The organism is Prevotella melaninogenica ATCC 25845 (genome assembly GCF_000144405.1).
Taxonomy (GTDB): domain Bacteria; phylum Bacteroidota; class Bacteroidia; order Bacteroidales; family Bacteroidaceae; genus Prevotella; species Prevotella melaninogenica.
The window spans coordinates 844,757-862,645 of the sequence record NC_014370.1 but is presented as its reverse complement, the minus strand read 5'-3'; the positions used below and the strand labels follow the sequence as shown (position 1 = coordinate 862,645).

General features: G+C 39.3%; 16 protein-coding genes. 4 read left to right on the top strand and 12 right to left on the bottom strand.

From position 1 onward, the window contains the following. Nucleotides 1-2: 2 nt before the first annotated feature. The 9 genes from HMPREF0659_RS03365 to HMPREF0659_RS03325 form a co-directional block, all read right to left on the bottom strand. Nucleotides 3-2,057, bottom strand: a complete 2,055-nt coding sequence (locus tag HMPREF0659_RS03365) for an NADH-quinone oxidoreductase subunit 5 family protein (RefSeq protein WP_013264943.1) — start codon at nt 2,055-2,057, stop codon at nt 3-5. Between the two features lie 12 nt (nt 2,058-2,069). After that, entirely contained in the window at nt 2,070-2,378 is a 309-nt protein-coding gene (gene nuoK, locus HMPREF0659_RS03360) for an NADH-quinone oxidoreductase subunit NuoK (RefSeq protein ID WP_004360908.1), read from the bottom strand. Further along, nucleotides 2,375-2,914: an NADH-quinone oxidoreductase subunit J family protein gene (locus HMPREF0659_RS03355; protein ID WP_013264062.1), complete on the bottom strand. Its 540-nt coding sequence runs from the start codon at nt 2,912-2,914 to the stop codon at nt 2,375-2,377. Before HMPREF0659_RS03355 ends, nuoK begins: the two co-directional genes overlap by 4 nt. 12 nt (nt 2,915-2,926) lie before the next feature. Next, nucleotides 2,927-3,463: a 4Fe-4S dicluster domain-containing protein gene (locus HMPREF0659_RS03350; protein WP_013264214.1), complete on the bottom strand. Its 537-nt coding sequence runs from the start codon at nt 3,461-3,463 to the stop codon at nt 2,927-2,929. Nucleotides 3,464-3,475: 12 nt separating this feature from the next. Further along, nucleotides 3,476-4,567, bottom strand: a complete 1,092-nt coding sequence (nuoH, locus tag HMPREF0659_RS03345) for an NADH-quinone oxidoreductase subunit NuoH (RefSeq protein ID WP_013263889.1) — start codon at nt 4,565-4,567, stop codon at nt 3,476-3,478. A 44-nt stretch (nt 4,568-4,611) separates the two neighbouring features. Further along, nucleotides 4,612-6,186: an NADH-quinone oxidoreductase subunit D-related protein gene (locus HMPREF0659_RS03340; protein WP_013264719.1), complete on the bottom strand. Its 1,575-nt coding sequence runs from the start codon at nt 6,184-6,186 to the stop codon at nt 4,612-4,614. An 18-nt stretch (nt 6,187-6,204) separates the two neighbouring features. Further along, nucleotides 6,205-7,122 carry an NADH-quinone oxidoreductase subunit B gene (locus HMPREF0659_RS03335; RefSeq protein ID WP_013264238.1) on the bottom strand — a complete coding sequence of 306 codons (918 nt, stop codon included), beginning with the start codon at nt 7,120-7,122 and terminating at the stop codon, nt 6,205-6,207. Then, nucleotides 7,113-7,463, bottom strand: coding sequence for an NADH-quinone oxidoreductase subunit A (locus tag HMPREF0659_RS03330; RefSeq protein ID WP_013264896.1), 351 nt, complete (start codon nt 7,461-7,463; stop codon nt 7,113-7,115). Before HMPREF0659_RS03330 ends, HMPREF0659_RS03335 begins: the two co-directional genes overlap by 10 nt. Nucleotides 7,464-7,744: 281 nt before the next feature. Beyond that, the gene (locus HMPREF0659_RS03325) at nt 7,745-8,635 is read right to left on the bottom strand and encodes an ATPase (protein WP_013264374.1); all 891 of its coding nucleotides are present in this window, start codon (nt 8,633-8,635) and stop codon (nt 7,745-7,747) included. Between the two features lie 184 nt (nt 8,636-8,819). Between HMPREF0659_RS03325 and HMPREF0659_RS03320 the strand changes: the two genes are divergently transcribed. Then, entirely contained in the window at nt 8,820-11,183 is a 2,364-nt protein-coding gene (locus HMPREF0659_RS03320) for a mechanosensitive ion channel family protein (RefSeq protein ID WP_013264233.1), read from the top strand. Between the two features lie 644 nt (nt 11,184-11,827). Here HMPREF0659_RS03320 and HMPREF0659_RS03315 read toward each other — a convergent pair. Then, entirely contained in the window at nt 11,828-12,364 is a 537-nt protein-coding gene (locus HMPREF0659_RS03315) for an outer membrane beta-barrel protein (RefSeq protein ID WP_013264901.1), read from the bottom strand. 268 nt (nt 12,365-12,632) lie between these two features. Here HMPREF0659_RS03315 and kdsA point away from each other — a divergent pair, with 268 nt between their 5' ends. The 3 genes from kdsA (at nt 12,633) to HMPREF0659_RS03300 (ending at nt 15,793) form a co-directional block, all read left to right on the top strand. Next, complete coding sequence (gene kdsA, locus HMPREF0659_RS03310; protein ID WP_004360898.1) at nt 12,633-13,391, top strand: 3-deoxy-8-phosphooctulonate synthase; 759 nt, start codon at nt 12,633-12,635, stop codon at nt 13,389-13,391. Continuing rightward, complete coding sequence (locus HMPREF0659_RS03305) at nt 13,388-14,359, top strand: KpsF/GutQ family sugar-phosphate isomerase (protein WP_013263848.1); 972 nt, start codon at nt 13,388-13,390, stop codon at nt 14,357-14,359. The genes kdsA and HMPREF0659_RS03305 overlap by 4 nt, the downstream gene beginning before the upstream one ends. Before the next feature lie 87 nt (nt 14,360-14,446). Continuing rightward, complete coding sequence (locus tag HMPREF0659_RS03300) at nt 14,447-15,793, top strand: phospholipase D-like domain-containing protein (protein ID WP_044045974.1); 1,347 nt, start codon at nt 14,447-14,449, stop codon at nt 15,791-15,793. Between the two features lie 27 nt (nt 15,794-15,820). Here HMPREF0659_RS03300 and HMPREF0659_RS03295 read toward each other — a convergent pair whose 3' ends face one another. Further along, a complete protein-coding gene (locus HMPREF0659_RS03295; protein WP_226893186.1) occupies nt 15,821-16,417 on the bottom strand; it encodes a response regulator transcription factor in 597 nt (198 codons plus the stop codon). Nucleotides 16,418-16,488: 71 nt separating this feature from the next. Continuing rightward, the gene (locus HMPREF0659_RS03290; RefSeq protein ID WP_013264377.1) at nt 16,489-17,445 is read right to left on the bottom strand and encodes a LuxR C-terminal-related transcriptional regulator; all 957 of its coding nucleotides are present in this window, start codon (nt 17,443-17,445) and stop codon (nt 16,489-16,491) included. Between the last annotated feature and the right edge of the window lie 444 nt (nt 17,446-17,889).

The following is a 17,889-nucleotide window of genomic DNA, read 5'->3' as shown; positions in this document are numbered from 1 at the left end:
CTTTAAATCAAGCAAAGTAATACTAATGTTAATGCTACAGTACCAGTGATGAACCATACGGCATACTGACGAACATCGCCACTCTGCCATGAACGGATAGACTCACCAGCCTCCTGTGTACCCCAAGCCATGAAGTTAAACGTACCATCGATAACGTGGCGGTCGAACCATGCGATAGGAATAGAGAAGCAACGGAATACGATCTTGTGTGTAAAGAACTGCCATGCATTATCAATATAGAATCTGTTGAGGGCAGCCTTGTGCAAACGTGGAAAGGTACGCTGCAAAGCATCAGCAACAGGTTGCTTCTTACCAGCATACATCCAAGTTGCAAGAGCGAAACCGATAAGTGCGGCAATGATACTGGTTGTAGCGATACTCCTGTCAATATGGATATCATAGCTGAGACCATTGGCACTCACAAAGTGGCCAAATGGAATCCAACCTGCAGTGATAGAGATAATTGCGAGGAATACCAATGGACCCCACATTACGAAAGGTACTTCCTGTGGACGACGACGGTTCTCTGGGTCCTGCTCGTAGTAAGACTCACCCCAGAAGATTACGTAGTAGAGACGGAACATATAGAATGCTGTCATACCAGCTACGAGTGTCATAATCCACTTCAAAGCCTGTCCTTCTACACCCGGCAATGCATTACATGCTGAGATAATCTCATCCTTTGAGAAGAAACCTGCAAATGGAGGAATACCTGCAATTGCTAAACATCCAATCAAGAAACAAATGTTTGTAATAGGCATGTATTTGTGTAATCCACCCATATACTCCTTGAAGTTGCTACCAATGATAACAATAATAGCACCAGAGCAAAGGAAGAGCAGAGCCTTGAACATTGCATGAGTGAAGAGGTGAAACATTGCTGCCATATAGCCGAGACCACCATGGTGGAGATATTCTGCACTATAGAATGAACCGTGCTCCTTCTCATAGAAGCAAACACCAAGCGCAACAAGCATGTAAGCAATCTGTGAGATAGTAGAGAATGCCAAACCACGCTTAATATCACGCTGAGCACAAGCTACTGCTGCTGCATAGAAGGCTGTAAATGCTGCAATCCAAGCAATCCAATGGAGTTGCTCCTGTGCACCGAACTGTACATAGATAGGCAACAATGATGCAACTTGGAAAACACCAGCAACAACCATCGTAGCTGCGTGAATCAAAGCAGATACAGGCGTTGGACCCTCCATAGCATCTGGCAACCAGATATGCAATGGGAACATTGCTGACTTACCAGCACCACCAATGAACATCAAGAAGAGAGCTGTTGGGAGTACCCAAGTCAAATGTGGGTTCTTAGCCAAGCCATTCAGTGTCTCAACAAGACCTGGATTAACATTAAGATCATAGTTGAATGTGCCAACATAGAAACTGAAGAACAAGATACCAATCAAGAAGAACAAGTCAGCAAAACGTGTGACAATAAAAGCCTTCTTGCTGGCATGTACTGCAGTATGCTTTGGATAATAAAATCCAATCAACAGATATGAACATACACCTACCAACTCCCAGAAGAGATACATCTGGAAAATATTAGTTGCCACTACAAGACCAAGCATTGACATCGTAAAGAGTGATAGGTAGGCATAGAAACGCTGGAAGCCGTGCTCATACTCCTCAAACTTATAATTCTCATCACGTTCAGCCATATAACCGAATGAATAGATGTGAACCATCAAGCTGACAGTAGTAATGACGATTAACATCATCACACTGATTGGAGAAAGACGGAAACCAATGTTGAAAGTCAAAAGTTCAGTAAACTTCAACCATGTAATGTTGAAGACTGTAACAGTTGGGTATGTACCATTAGCCAAACGACCATCAGTTACATTGAAGGTCTCGCCCATTGCTGTATACTCACCAGTATAAAAGAAATAATGGTAAGCAGTGTAGAGGCTAAGTACAAATAATGTTCCCAACATACAAGTGCCGATAATACCAGCGACCTTGCGAGGCATCTTCATACCGAACAAGCCAAGCACAACAGCGCTTAGGAACGGGAGAAGAAGTATCAAAAATGCGTAATCAAACATATTTGTTTCTCTTTATAATTTCATATTTTCAATACTGTTCACCTGATCGCTGTGGAAATGACGGTAAACATTGATGATAATAGCGAGTGCAACAGCTGATTCAGCAGCACTTACACCGATAGAGAAGAGTGTAAAGAACATACCCTCATATCCATCAGGGAAAAGTAGACGGTTGAATGCAGCAAAGTTGATATCAACGCTATTGAGAACTAACTCTACGGAGATAAGCATTGCAACAAGGTTGCGACGGGTTACGAAACCAAATACTCCAATAAAGAACAATAGTCCACTAAGGACAAAGAAATATCCTACTGGTATCATTTGCTTTCCTCCTTCTTTTTGTTATTCAATATAACCAAGCCACCAATGATACAAGCCAAGAGGAATACAGAGATGAACTCGAATGGGAGAACATAACCATACTTATTGGCTGTCATCAAATTACGACCGATGGTTTCCATTGTAACCTCATTTGATAAAGAATCACCGTTCACTACAGTGTGACGCAAAACTTCATTCTTTAACAGAACAAGGATTACTGTACCAAAACCAACTAAAGCAATGAAGGCTGCAAGGAAAGTACGCTTTCCTAACCAACGCTCAGAAAGACCTTGCAATGTACGCTTACTTACTAACTGAATAGCAAAAATGTACATCATTGTGATACCACCAGCATAGATACTGATTTGGGCAGCACCAAGGAATGTGTAATCGAGCAGGAAATAGAGACCTGCAACGCCAAAGAGCACAAACAGCAATGCTGTCACAGCTCGCATGATACGCTTCGTCGACACGCAGAATACGGCTGAAGCCAGTATAATAACGGCGAGAACCGCAAACATAATTAATCTTGCCATATCTCTAAACCTTTATTTCTTTTTAGTATTGAATGTACCTACCTTCCAGTCTGCACCACCGTCGATAAGACCTGGTAGTGAACCTCCTTCATATACCTCCTTATCAAGGTGAAGGATTAACTTAGAACGGTTGAAGACAGCATTCTCGAAATCATTCGTAAACTCAATTGCATCGAAGTTGCAGGCATTAACACACAACTCACAAAACATGCAATCACCTAAGTCATACTCATAATCAACGAGCTGCTTCTTCTTTTTACCTGTCTCTTCGTTGGTAACCATCTCAGAAAGAATCTTGATAGTACCATTAGGACAAGCCTTCTCACACATTGTACAAGCAGTACACTTGTGATTCTTTTCTTCGTCACGCTTGAAGACCAAACGGCCACGGTGACGCTTGGCTACGTGAAGGGTTGTCTTGCGATTCTCAGGATACTGCTCGGTAGATTTTGGTGTGAAGTATTCCTTCATGGTCACCTTCATACCCGTAGCAAGTGTCTTGAGTGCGCTCCCGACCTCACCAAAATATGATTGTTTTTTATCTTCCATTCTCTTTAACCATTAATAGTGAATAGTCCAACCGAATGCAACACACACCGTCATCAACACAAGGATAACCAATGATAGTGGCATAAGATACTTCCACTCTAATTTCAGAATCTGATCGATACGGAGACGTGGGAATGTCCACTTAATCCACATCAGCAAGAATACTACTGCGAATGTCTTACCAAGGAACCAAACAAGGCCTGGAATATAATTCATAATAGCATCAAAGCCATCTAATCCAATGTTCAAAGGAGCCCAACCACCTAAGAATACAGTAGTTGCAATACCTGCTACAACAAATAGATTAAGGTACTCTGCCAAGTAATAAAAACCAAATCCCATACCACTATACTCTGTATGGTAACCTGCAGTCAACTCACTCTCAGCTTCTGCCAAGTCAAATGGACCACGGTTAGCCTCTGCATTACCTGCTACACAGAATACGAGGAAAGCCAAAGTAGCAGGAACATGTCCCTGTACGATCAACCACTGCAAAGGACCTGTCTGTGCTTCAACAATACCTGAGATCTGCATAGTACCAGTCAGAATAACTGCTGAAATCAAACAGATACCTAATGACAACTCGTATGAAATCATCTGTACTGCACCACGCATAGCAGAAAGAACAGAATACTTGTTGTTACTACCCCATCCTGCGATAAACACACCAATAACACCAATAGAGCTAATGGCTGTTACAAGGAAAATACCGACATTGAAATCAAGGATATGAGCTCCCTTATTCCAAGGAAGGAAAGAGAATGTACCGACAGATGCAATAATTACAAGGAATGGAGCCAAGTAATAAAGCAGTTTATCTGCCTTATCAACAGCAAAGATTTCCTTAATCAACATCTTCAATACGTCAGCAAAGACCTGTAAGGTACCCCACCATCCTACTCTGACAGGACCAATACGGCACTGGAAGTAGGCGCAGACCTTACGCTCCATAAAGATAAGCACAATTGCAAGCAAAGCATAAGCAAGAAGTATTGCCAGTCCCACCGCAACGCACTCAATCAGAACGGTCCAGAAATTACTCAAGCCACAAGTGACGCGAAGCAATTCATCGAACCATGTTGTTACTATTCTAAAATCGAACATAGTATGATTTTAATTCTTAATTGATTACTTTAATGATAACCTTGTTAGCGGTCAATATCTGGAATAACGAAGTCAAGCGCAGCACCAGTAGTCACCAAGTCGGCAATCTTCTGACCACGTAGCATCTTATCCATAGCACCAACAAGTGTCAGACCCATAGGACGGAACTTCAAACGATATGCAGTCTTGTCACCACGTGAATCCAGATAAGCACCAAACTCACCACTTGCACCCTCAACAGCGAAGTACCACTGCCCTTCAGGAACCTTGATGATTGGCTTCTGCTTAATATAGAACTCACCCTCAGGGATATTGTCAATCAACTGCTCAATAATATTGAGACTCTGATAAATCTCCTGAATATGACAATAGTAACGATCCATAGAATCGCCATGAGTCAAAGTAATCTGCTCAAAGTTAACCTTATCATACATAGCATATGGATGGTTCTTACGAACATCATTCTTCCAACCACTTGCTCTACCAGCAGGACCAGTAACACCATAGCTGATACAATCCTGCTCATCCATAACACCGACATTACGGAAACGCTCATGGGTAATGACATTATCACCAAAGACATCAAGATACTCTTGAACCATTGGACGTAGGTACTTGCAGAGCTCCTTAACATTTGAAACGAAGTTCGGATCAATATCAGCCTGCAAACCACCTATTCTATAATAGTTCTGAATCAGACGACCACCCGTTGTCTCCTCCATCACGTTCAAGACATGCTCACGATCACGCATACCATAAAGGAAGGCTGTGAGTGCACCTAAGTCCTGAGCACAACAAGATGTATAAAGGAGGTGATTATCAATACGCTGCAACTCATCCATAATTGTACGGATGTAGAGAATACGCTCTGACAATTCAATACCCATACCCTCCTCGATAACACCAACAAGTGCATGACGATGCATCATCGCTGACAGATAGTTCATACGGTCAGTCAATGCCAAGGTCTGAGGATATGTGAACTGTTCACAAAGTTTCTCGATACCGCGATGAATATAACCCAAGTGTGGATAAATCTTGGTTACAGTCTCACCATCCAACACCGTCTGCAGACGAAGCACACCGTGAGTAGAAGGGTGCTGAGGACCAATATTCACAACGAAGTTATCATCAGTAAACAGCGGATGCTGTGTACCAACGAGTTCACCATTCTTATTAAGATTCCACTCTGTAGTTGTATCAAGTTCTACATCATCCTCCGTAGTATACATGTTCTTAGCAGGATCCATGTCATAATCCTTACGGAGTGGATAACCCTTAAAGTCGTTTCTCAAGTAGAGGCGACGCATATCAGGGTGACCAAGGAACTTAACACCATAGAAGTCATAGACCTCGCGCTCTAACAAGTCAGCATCAGCCCAAATATTGTAGACAGAAGGAATCACATGCTCCTCTCCTACCTTCTTTGCAAGCTGCTTTACAGAACAACGCTCGTGTGTATTTGTATTCTCAAGAATATAGATACATCCAAGACCTTCCTCTGCACCAAAGTCTTCGCCGACAACAGTTACAAGGTAATCGAAATGCTTCTCATTCTTCAGCTTTGCCATTTCTGAAGCAAAGCTATCAAAACCGAATTCTTTATTTTCTAATTTCATTCTCGCGTACCTTATATATTAATTGTTAGTAGCTGTCTCATCTGCAGCCTTACTTGCTGCATCAATCTGATCGATTTCCTTGCCCAACTTCTCAACATCTTCTTGTGTCACTGGCTGGTTAACGACAATCGTATCTTTCTTTGGAGCAACAGGCTCAGAAGAAGTAGCAGCTTCTGCAGGTTTAGCAGGAGCTTCAGCAGGCTTCACAGCTGCAGGCTTAACAACAGGACGTGCAGGTTTTGGAGCAGGATTTTTAGCATCATTCCAAGCTGCTTCACGCTTTTCCTTAATCTCTTCAGGGGTAATACCCAACTTCTCACTAAAGATAAGCTCGGCATTACTTTTACCCAACTCACGCTCCTCAGCAGTCTGCTTGTGGTTTACGCCACCAAAGAATTTCTCAACCTTCACCTTACGTTGAAGCTGCATCATACCATAGATAATAGCCTCTGGACGTGGAGGGCAACCTGGAATATAAACATCCACAGGGATAATCTCATCGATACCACGCATCACATGATAACTATCCTTGAATGGACCACCAGAGATAGCACAACCACCAACAGCAATTACATACTTAGGCTCAGCCATCTGGTCATACAAACGCTTTAAAGCTGGAGCCATCTTGTTTGTGATAGTACCAGCACACATTATCAAGTCAGCCTGACGTGGAGAGTTACGTGTTACCTCAAAACCGAAACGTGAGAAGTCATAACGCGCACATCCAACAGACATAAACTCAATACCACAACATGATGTTGCAAAGGTAAGTGACCAGAGAGAGTTACTACGTCCCCAATTGATAAGTTGATCCAAGTTACCGAGAACGAGGTTTGTTCCACCATCGTTCAATTCGCTTGCCATTTTGCTAAGCGTGTCATTGTCTTTCCATTCATCGTATGGAAGAGACTTGATTTTTGGCTTTCTTATTTCCATTCAAGTGCTCCTTTCCGCCAAGCATACGCAAGACCAAATACTAATACCAACATAAAGAAACCAATCGTAGCAAGTGCGAGAGGTCCAAATGTTTTTACAACAACAGCCCAAGGGTAAAGGAATACGGTTTCCACGTCAAACATCAAGAAAAGAATGGCAAAGAGGTAGTAACCGATATGCACTGGCAACCAAGAGGTTCCGTAAGTCGGGATACCACACTCATAAGGCTCACCCTTCGCCGGATTATATGAACGCGGACCAATCCATTTAGCAATAGCATAAGCTGCTACTACCAAGAATGCGGCCGTTATCAAAACGGTAACAAAAAGTGTGAAATACATAAACTTTATATAGCTATAATTTAATTGTTCAATCTTGCTCTAAGAAAACATGTTTCAAAACGTGTGCAAAGATACAAAAATATTTGAGAACGTGTGCAAATTAAGCAGAAAAACATACCACTTTTTGCAAACTCCACTTTACAAACGATGTATTGGCAGATTTACAAGACGATAATACGAAGTCTATCAAATACGACATGTTTACTTCCTACGACAATTAGGTTACTAATGAAGTTGTCCATGAAAATATCTTATCGACAGCTTACATGAAAGAAAACAAATTAAGAATAGTATTCTATCAATCCATCTATTGGTGAAGCTATCACCTTACCAACTTTAAAATTAAAAGTACTGGCACTCATTCTTAACTGTTCTTCAAAAGCAGCCGCAATACCGCCAACAGCAGAAATTGTACGAACTGAGGTTGTTGCATACTTCAAGATATTTTTCTTAAAGAAATTATCGAAGTTACATTTTACTAAAGATTCTAATTCAGCATATTGTAAGTTCTCTTTAATAAACTTAGAAATACCTCCTAAGTAGCGATTCGCAAGCGGTTGACGATAAACTTTATCTATGATTTCTGGATAGGTTAAACCACTCCACTCTAAATATAAATCGCGTATCTCTGTAGATAAATCACCCTTAAAAATACCATTGAGTAGCAACTTGCCAAGTACTGCTCCACTACCTTCATCTCCTAAAATATAACCTAAAGGCGGAACATTTGCCACAATATTCTCACCATCATACTGACAGCTATTGGCACCAGTACCTAAAATACAAGCAATACCCGCCTCGTATCCACAGACAGCATGTGCAGCCCCTAACAAGTCACTCTCCACCTTTATCGAAGCTGAAGGGAATGAAACCATAAGTGCTTCACTCACAACTGAAGAAAGATTCTTCGTACAGCCTGCTCCATAAAAAGCTATCTGTGAAACACATTCTGTTATATCTTTCTTTAGTAAAAAGCTATCATTTTGCTCTGTAGCCTTGCATAGCGCAGGCTTTAGCTCCTGCTCTAACACCTTCAAAATAACATCCTTCGACTGATGAAAAGGATTTATCCCTTGTGTACGAACTTTCAGAACATACTTACTTGTATCTGTAGGCAAACTAATCAATGCCCAGTCTGTCTTTGATCCTCCACTATCAGCAATTAATATCATAGTATATTTTTTCGTGCAAACTTACTATTTTTTATCCATTTATATGAATTATAACCCAAGAAATGCACATACAAAGACATCTTTAGTATCATTTTACATTCCGATATAAGTCTAAATGACAAACTTTGTGTACCTTTGTAGACATTAAAACAATCATAAAAACTATTCTTTACAACAAATAGATATGCGCAAAAAGCTATTCTTTATCACCATATTGCTGTTCATCCTGACCCTTCCAGCAAATGCTGTACTACAGGAGGACTCACTGAAAAACTCACTCCAAGTACTACGCCATGAATTGATTGCACAGCATCTTGAACAAACAAAACAGCTTAATAATTCAAGATTCATAACTGAACAAGTGACAAATCAGTTAAAAGAAATTGGTGAAAAGTCTGCTCAAGTATCATTGATGCTTTACTCACAGAAGACGGACAACATCTTTGACCTTACCTATGCTTGCCAACAAGCAACTGAATTATGGAAAGACTTCCAAACAAAAACACGTCCGTTTCATGACCTTATCACGGAAAGTAACGAAGAAATAGCACGCTACGACTCCCTTGTCAATGTGCTTAGCACGATGTACACTTTCGGTCTTACTCAAAAAATGAAGACTGACCGAAACGTATGTCTTACTCTTGCTGTAAGTATTCGAAGAATGCTAAAGGAGCGCAATGATTCTTATCAAGAATATATACAATACTACAATTACAGCCAGCATCAGTTGCAGGCACTTGATGCATATGCACAAAAACGCTATGCCGAGATTCAGTCAGGCATCTTTACAAACACAGGAGATAGCTACTTCAAGGTTCTTAAATCAGTTCGTTTTCGTCTTAGTCAGATGAACACGACACTCTCTGAGAAATATACTCCAAATACCGTCGTAGTCTCTCAATGGGATGTAAAATGGATTATTACACTCTTCAGTATGATTCTGATTTATGGTTTGATAGCCATTATCATTAATTATCTGAGTATTCGATTCCTTGTGACGCGAGTCATGAAGACAAATCGTTTCGAGCAGAAGAATCAAAGTTTCCTTGCCAAGCGTACTTGTATTATTATGCTTGCTTCTGTCATCACATTTAGTATAGTACTTATTATTATCCGATTGTTCTCGCCTTCTAACTTCGTACACATGGCATGCAGCCTACTTTTGGAGTACACATGGATGCTATCTGTCATTTTTGCATCATTGCTTCTGCGTGTAGAAGGTTCACAGACACATAATGCTTACCGTATTTACTATCCCCTGATTATGATTGGCTTCTTTGTCATTGCGTTTCGTATCGTGATGCTACCAAGCTCAGTCGTAACTCTTCTCTTCACACCTTTATTATTCATAGACACATTGTGGCAGGCAAGAATGATACACAAATATCATAAGCTTGTACCTCATTACGACTTAAACTTTGCATATATCTCTCAATTTGTATTCATCTTCTCACTTATAAGTGCATCGATTGGATATACAATGTTTGCCGTTCAGGTAATCATATGGTGGTCAATGCAGTTGGCTTGTATTCTTACAATTGCTTTCTTCAAAGACTACCTCAACCACTACAGGGAGAAACATCCAATAAAGAAACTATCACCAGCAAAGGTATGGCTTCTTCGTTTTGTTGACATTGTTCTCATTCCAACAGCTTTAGTAATATCATTTATCCTTGCTATTTATTGGGCAACTGATGTCTTTAATCTTAGTGGATTGACATGGAACTTATTCCGTGCCAACTTTATTGATTCTGATAAGATACAGATTAGTGTCTACTCAATAGCTGTGGTAACTATCCTATGGTTCATCTTTAATTATCTGAATCTAACGATTCGAGATGCTATCAAGTTATATCTCAAACGCAATGACCCATCTACAGCCGAAGCACGTGCGACGATGTATATCAACGTATTACAAGTAATCGTGTGGGGAACTTGGCTATTGATTACACTTGGTTTCTTTAAAGTCAGCAGCACATGGTTAGTTGTTGTAACAGGTGGCTTGTCAACGGGTATCGGTTTCGCCATGAAGGATATTCTTGAGAACATTTATTATGGTATTTCTTTGATGGCTGGACGTATTAAGATTGGCGATTATATCATCTGTGACGGTATACGTGGTAAGGTAAGTTCAATAAACTATACCTCGACAGTGATTGATGCACTTGATGGTTCTACGATTGCTTTCCAAAACTCACAACTCTTCACTAAGAACTATAAAAACATGACCAAGAACGATGGTTATGAGGTAGGAACTATTCAAGTTGGTGTTGCATACGGTACGAATGTAAAAGAAGTAAGAGAACTACTTATAGATGCTATTGCTAAACTTGGCATCACTAATGAGAAAAAAGATATTATTGTTAGACTTCAAAGCTTCGATGATAGCTGTATCACACTGAAGATTCTTGTTTGGCTAAATGTGTTAACACAGGGAAATGATATATCAGTTGTTATGGAATGTATCTATGATACGCTGAACAATAACGGCATTGAAATCCCATTCCCACAGCGTGAGATTACAATTAAGCATCAACAAGAAAGCTAACATATTAGCCTATTTACTTAGATATAAGGACTATAGGTAGGTAAAACACACTCCATTTTGTTAGTCAGAAAAGGCTTATTTCGTCATATATATGATGACGATTATAAGCCTTTTTACCCTCTCCTACGATTGTGTTGAGGCTTAGCACGTGTGGTGCGAAGGCTTAACACCAATGGTGCGAAGGACAAACTCCAAGCTATATATTATTGGAGAGAATGCAACTCAACGTTTGGAACGATGAGTACAAGTATGTAATAAGAAGCTTATTACTTGTTTTTTCTACATATATCAACAGCTATTATGCTAAAAAAGTTATTACAGAATAACAACATAAATCTTAATTAAAAAAACTCAAGAATACGCTTTTCAAAGATACTTATAACTATCATAAAATCAATTGATTACATATTACAGAAGTAAAAGATGCTTGTTTAGCATTTAAAAAGGCGTTAATAAGAGATCAAAAGGGTATCTTTTAAAAGCCAAGTAAGGCTTAATAGAGATACAGTTAAGCATTGATTAGACTTGATGAAGAGAAGAAATATTGACAAATATAAGACCAATGGTTAGTATTATAATATAAAAAAAAGAGGGATGCAGTATGCATCCCTCTATATAACTTAATCTTTGTTCAATTCAACTTATTAGAAGTTGTAGTAAACACCGAAAGTAATGTTGTTGCCATCAAGGCTTGCACCCCAAGTGTGAGCATCTACGCTTGAACCCTTCTGCTTAACAGACTTCCAACCAGCGAAACCTACGTGAGCTACGAGGCTTACCTTTGGGCTAACGTTTACAGCAACACCAGGCTTCAAACCTACAGACCATGCGTTTGTACCACCTCTATAGTGCTGGTAAGCAAAACCACCATCAATGAAACCATTTACATACTTGCTACGTGCGAAAGTGTAACGAACGTATGGCTCCAACTTGAAGTAGTTGTTAACTGAATTCTCGCTCTCGATGTTAACAGGGTTACCTTTACCCCAACCAACTACTGTACCGATTGCCAAGTTTTCGTCGAGATTAATACCAACCTCAGGGAGAACCTGATAAGTTGTTACGTTCTCTGAATTACCAATCTTTGATGAAGCAATACCTACGCTACCACCAACGTAACCCTGTGCGCTTGCTGCGAGTGATACACATGCTACAGCAAATGACAATAAAATCTTTTTCATAATAGAAAACTTTTAAATTAATACTGAATTAAATCTATTTACCTTATGCTACATACCACTCATAAAGAGGTAATAAGCGTTGTTTTCTGGGTGCAAAGTAAAAGGTTTTCTATTAAACAACCAAATTTTATGCATAAGTTTTACTTTAAACATCTAAATGAACGTTAATCATTTGTCTGTTCACCTTATTATATATAACTTTGCAGTAACTCTTGAGAGAATATATCAATATTTTTGTAGAAACAGGAGCATTATATACTATTGAATTATGATGAATAAACCTACTTTCATTGCAGGTCCCTGCGTTATTGAAAGCCAAGAACTACTCAACACGGTTGCAGAAGAGTTGGTTAGGCTTAATAAGAAATACGATATAGATATCATTTTTAAAGCAAGCTTTGATAAGGCTAATCGTACAAGCATACACTCTTTCCGTGGTCCAGGACTTGACAAAGGACTTATGATGCTTCAAACAATCAAGGAGAAGTACGGATTACGATTGCTAACCGATATTCATGAAAGCTATCAAGCTGAGGCTGTTGGAGAAGTTATTGACGTTATTCAGATTCCTGCTTTCCTTTGTCGTCAGACTGACTTATTAGTGGCTGCAGCAAAGACTGGTAAGATTGTAAACATCAAGAAAGCACAGTTTCTTAGTGGTAGAGATATGCGTTATCCTGTACAAAAGTGTCACGAAAGTGGGGCTAAGGATGTGTGGTTGACTGAGCGTGGAAATAGTTTTGGATATAACAACCTCGTTGTTGACTTCCGTAATATCCCTGATATGAAAGAAATCGTTTCGAATGTTATTATGGATTGTACGCATAGTGTACAGCGTCCAAGTGCAGGAGATGGTAAGACGGTTGGCGATCGTAAGTTTGTTCCTTCGATGGCATTAGCGGCTAAAGCCTTTGGTGCTACAGGCTACTTCTTTGAAGTTCACCCTACTCCAGACGCAGGACTATCAGATGCAGCTAATATGTTGGAACTTGAGAAGTTAGATGAATTAATAGGAAAACTGGTATGAACGAAGCAGAACAAAGATTGACACAGGTCAGAGCATATGCAACACAGTGTATCAAAGAAGAAGCTGAAGCTACACTTAATCTGATAAACCAGTTAGATGAGAACTTTGATAAGGCTGTTAGCCTAATGTTCCATTGTACTGGTAAGGTTATTGTCACGGGTGTTGGCAAAAGCGGAAATATAGGTGCTAAGATTGCTGCAACCCTTTCTTCTACAGGTACACCTGCATTCTTTGTTAACCCTTTGGACGTTTATCATGGCGATTTGGGTGTGATGACAAAGGATGATGTTGTATTAGCATTATCTAATTCTGGACAGACAGACGAGCTACTCCGCTTCATTCCAATGGTACTTCACATGAATATTCCTATTATTGGAATGAGTGCTAATCCGAATTCATTATTGGCAAAGTATTCTACAGCCCATTTGAAAGTGTGGGTTGAGAAAGAAGCGTGCCCTCTTAACCTTGCTCCAACCAGTTCAACAACGGCAGCTCTTGTTATGGGTGATGCTTTAGCGATTGCACTTATGCGTGTTCGTAACTTTAAGCCACAGGACTTTGCACAGTTCCACCCTGGTGGAGAGTTGGGAAAACGCTTATTGACTACAGCACAAGACGTAATGCGTTCTGATGAACTTCCTATTATTCCAAAGGATATGCACTTAGGGGAAGCCATCATACATGTAAGTAAGGGTAAGCTTGGCTTGGGTGTATCGCTTGACAATGGGAAGGTGATAGGCTTGATAACGGATGGAGATATCCGTAGAGCTATGGAACGTTGGCAGGCTGAGTTCTTTGATCATACGGTCAGTGATATAATGACAAGAGAACCAAAGATAGTCTTACCAACTACGAAGATTACAGAGATTCAACAGATTATGCAGCAGAATAAGGTACATACAGTGTTAGTATGCGATGAGGAAAGACACTTCTTAGGTGTTGTTGACCATTATAGTTGTATGCTGTAAAGATAGTTTTTATTATCTTATCTACGATATTTATATTAGACAACATAACCTTTATTTGCCATAGGTTATTGTTTGCCATTGACGAAAATGAGAGAAAGAAAAGTGAACTTTAACACAAAAAAAGCTATTACATGGGTGATAGTATTATGTTACATACTATTTCCAACATACCTTTTAGCACAAACAGAGACAGAAAACACTGTGACTGAAGGGCATGAGATACTTGCGAATAGAGCCGATTCTATGATTGTGAATCAGCTGCGCAAGAAGAATGTACACTTCTCTCATAACAACTCAGTAACTTTACTTACGACAGGTAAAGATAAGTTTAATGATCTATTTAAGGCTATTGATCAAGCACGTTCGAGTATTCACTTGGAATACTTCAACTTTCGCAATGATTCTATCAATGACGAACTCATACAACATTTAGCGGCAAAAGCGAAAGAAGGAGTTGAAGTTAGAGCTGTTTTTGATGGCTTTGGCAATGCAAGTAACAACCGTCCCATGAGGAAACGCCACCTGAAAGCGATTCGTGAAAAGGGTATTGAGATATATGAGTTTAAGCCAATGGAGTTCCCTTGGCTACATGATATATTCAATCGTGACCACCGTAAGATTGTTGTTATAGATGGAAAGGTTGCATATACGGGTGGAATGAATGTAGCTGACTATTATATTAATGGTACTAAAGTTGTTGGTTCATGGCATGATATGCATTGTAGAATCGAGGGAGACGAGGTAAATACATTGCAGAACATCTTTCTTAATATGTGGTTCTTAGCATCTGGACAGAGAATACATGGTGCTAAATATTATCGTGGAATCTCTAACGCTGATTACATAAAAGGCTTGAAACCTGACACTTGTGGAAGTGCAGGAAGTAAGATGGTAGGTATTATCAACCGCGAACCACACATTTCTAAGGATATTATCCGTTATTTCTATGTGAATGCTATCAATGATGCAAAGGACAGTATAAAACTTATCAACCCATATTTTACACTGAGCAGAGCCTTGAAAAAAGCATTAAGAAATGCCGTAAAACGAGGTGTAAAAGTAGAAATCCTTCTGAGTGTAAAGAGTGATATCCCACTAACTCCTGATTGTGGATTCTATAATGCACATCAATTAATGAAGAAAGGTTGTACAATATGGATGTACGAAAAAGGTTTTCATCACACAAAAATTATTACTGTAGACGGACAATTCTGTACTGTTGGGTCAGCCAATCTTAATGCAAGAAGCCTACGATGGGATCGTGAAGAGAATGCAGTAATAGTTGATGTTTGTACAACACATGAGTTAGATGAACTCTTTGAAGCCCAAAAGAAAGATAGTTTTAAGCTTACCGAGGAAAAGTGGAAACAGTGGCGTACACCATGGCAACGTTTCTGTGGCTGGTTTGCTCATCTGCTATCTCCATTCCTATAACGGATAGGAAATAGTAAATTAGCCATATTAAATCTTATTGATATCAATATAACCATGCATCACTGCATAGATGGTCAAGGCTGACACACTCTTCATTCCAAGCTTGTCCATAATATTCTTGCGGTGAGTAATAACTGTTGTAAGACTGATATTCAACTTCTCAGCAATCTCTTTGTTAATCAATCCTTGAACTATCAAAGACAAAACCTCTATCTCACGATTGCTTAAGATCTTATTCTTTAATACTTGAGGGAGTTCTGGTAAGTTCTTACCACCAGAGTGACCATACTGTACTATCTTCAGAATAGCCTTGACAAGTTCATCCTCTGGAACATTAATACAAAAACTATGGAAACCAGAAAGCTGTGCATTTGGGTCCTTAGTAATAGTCAGAACAATGGTCTTGTGGATACATTGAGAGAAGAATTGTCTATTTTCTAAGACAATTACTTGTGACACAAAATAATGATAATACAAATTTGGCTGTGCCTTTTCGAACTCCTGGAAGCTTGAAAAAGAATCAACAGTCATGATAGGCATAACATTCTGTAATAGCTGCTTCAATCCTAACACAACAAGTGTGTTAGCATCAACTATCGCTATCTTGGGACGTCCCATATTCATATTAACTGGATGCTCCATCGTTTTGTTTATAGAGTAATAGGGTGACTACCCACCCTATTAACAGATTTCTATTAAAGTTTCACGCTACTGATATCCACAAGATTATTAACAATTGCATAGATTGTCAATCCTGCTGGTGAATGTATTTGCAGCTTACGAGCGATATTACGTCGATGCGTAATCACCGTGTTAGTTGAAATACACAGATGGTCAGCTATTTCCTTGTTTGTCATTCCTTGTGCAACTGCCACAATTACATCCTTTTCACGATCACTAAGAACCTCGTTTGACACAGGATTCTGTGTAATCATGTTCGAAATCTTTACACTTACATCATTTTGCTTACTCTTTTGTTCTAAGCGTCTGATTACTGGAATAAAGATTTCTTCTTCTACCAAAGCATGCTGTTCAAGCCATGCTTCGCAGTTATATATGTCATATAATGTAGCAGTAAGACGGTTGTTATGATGCGCATCGGAAGGCAAATACTTGATGATAATACTCTTCAATTCACGTAACTTCACGTCTGTTTGGCTATGATGCTTAGAATAAGTCTCAACATCGTATGTATCATTTGCCTCACCCTTCAGCAGGCTATCAACATATGGAAACACATTCTTCTCCTCATATTGCATGTGATTATGGATAGAATGAGCATACTCATCATAGAGGCGGAGAATAAGACGGGCAAGATTATCCGTTTCATCCAAAGAAGCACACAACTCTTTACGTATGAAAGGTAACTTATATTCAAGGTAATAAGTATGACTTGCTCGTAAGTATTGCATAAGGGTTGGAATCGACAATCTGTCTACATCATCAAAAGCCTTATATCCGTTTATAGTAAAATTAACTACAGCCAGGAATGTATAAGTGTCTACATTCTGTTCATCACAAACCTCTCTCACGGTTTTATCACCAAAGCCCAAGCTGATACCAAAGCTCCCTAAGCTCTGTAACAGGTCGTAATTATCTCTGATAAGATAAATCATCTTATCATCGGGCTCGTACATTTTCTGATTCTTCATCTTGTCACGTTGTAATGATATCGTATGCAAAATAACAAAAAAAAAGTCAATAATGCAATAGTTATTGTCAAGTATTTATTTTTTTATCATTAATTATCATCCTAAAAAATACACTATAAAAGAGCTACTTAATCATCTAATATTCTACTAAACCTATAATCTTACGATGTGTTTATCTTGATAGTGGCAAGTAATTCTCACCTTTTTACGAATGTTTTTATGCCCCGCACATATCGTGCGATAGCTTAGCACCAATGGTGTTGTTGGTTAACACCAATGGTGTTGAGTGCTAAACACCTTACCATATCTTGTAAATAAAAGAACGACTTAGTACAAAAATCCTTTCGAATAATACGCTATAAACTACAAAGGGAAAACTATTTTTGTTTATTTAGTGGTTTGTTCCAAATAAAAGCGGTATCTTTGTAACTTCTAAAGTGTTAT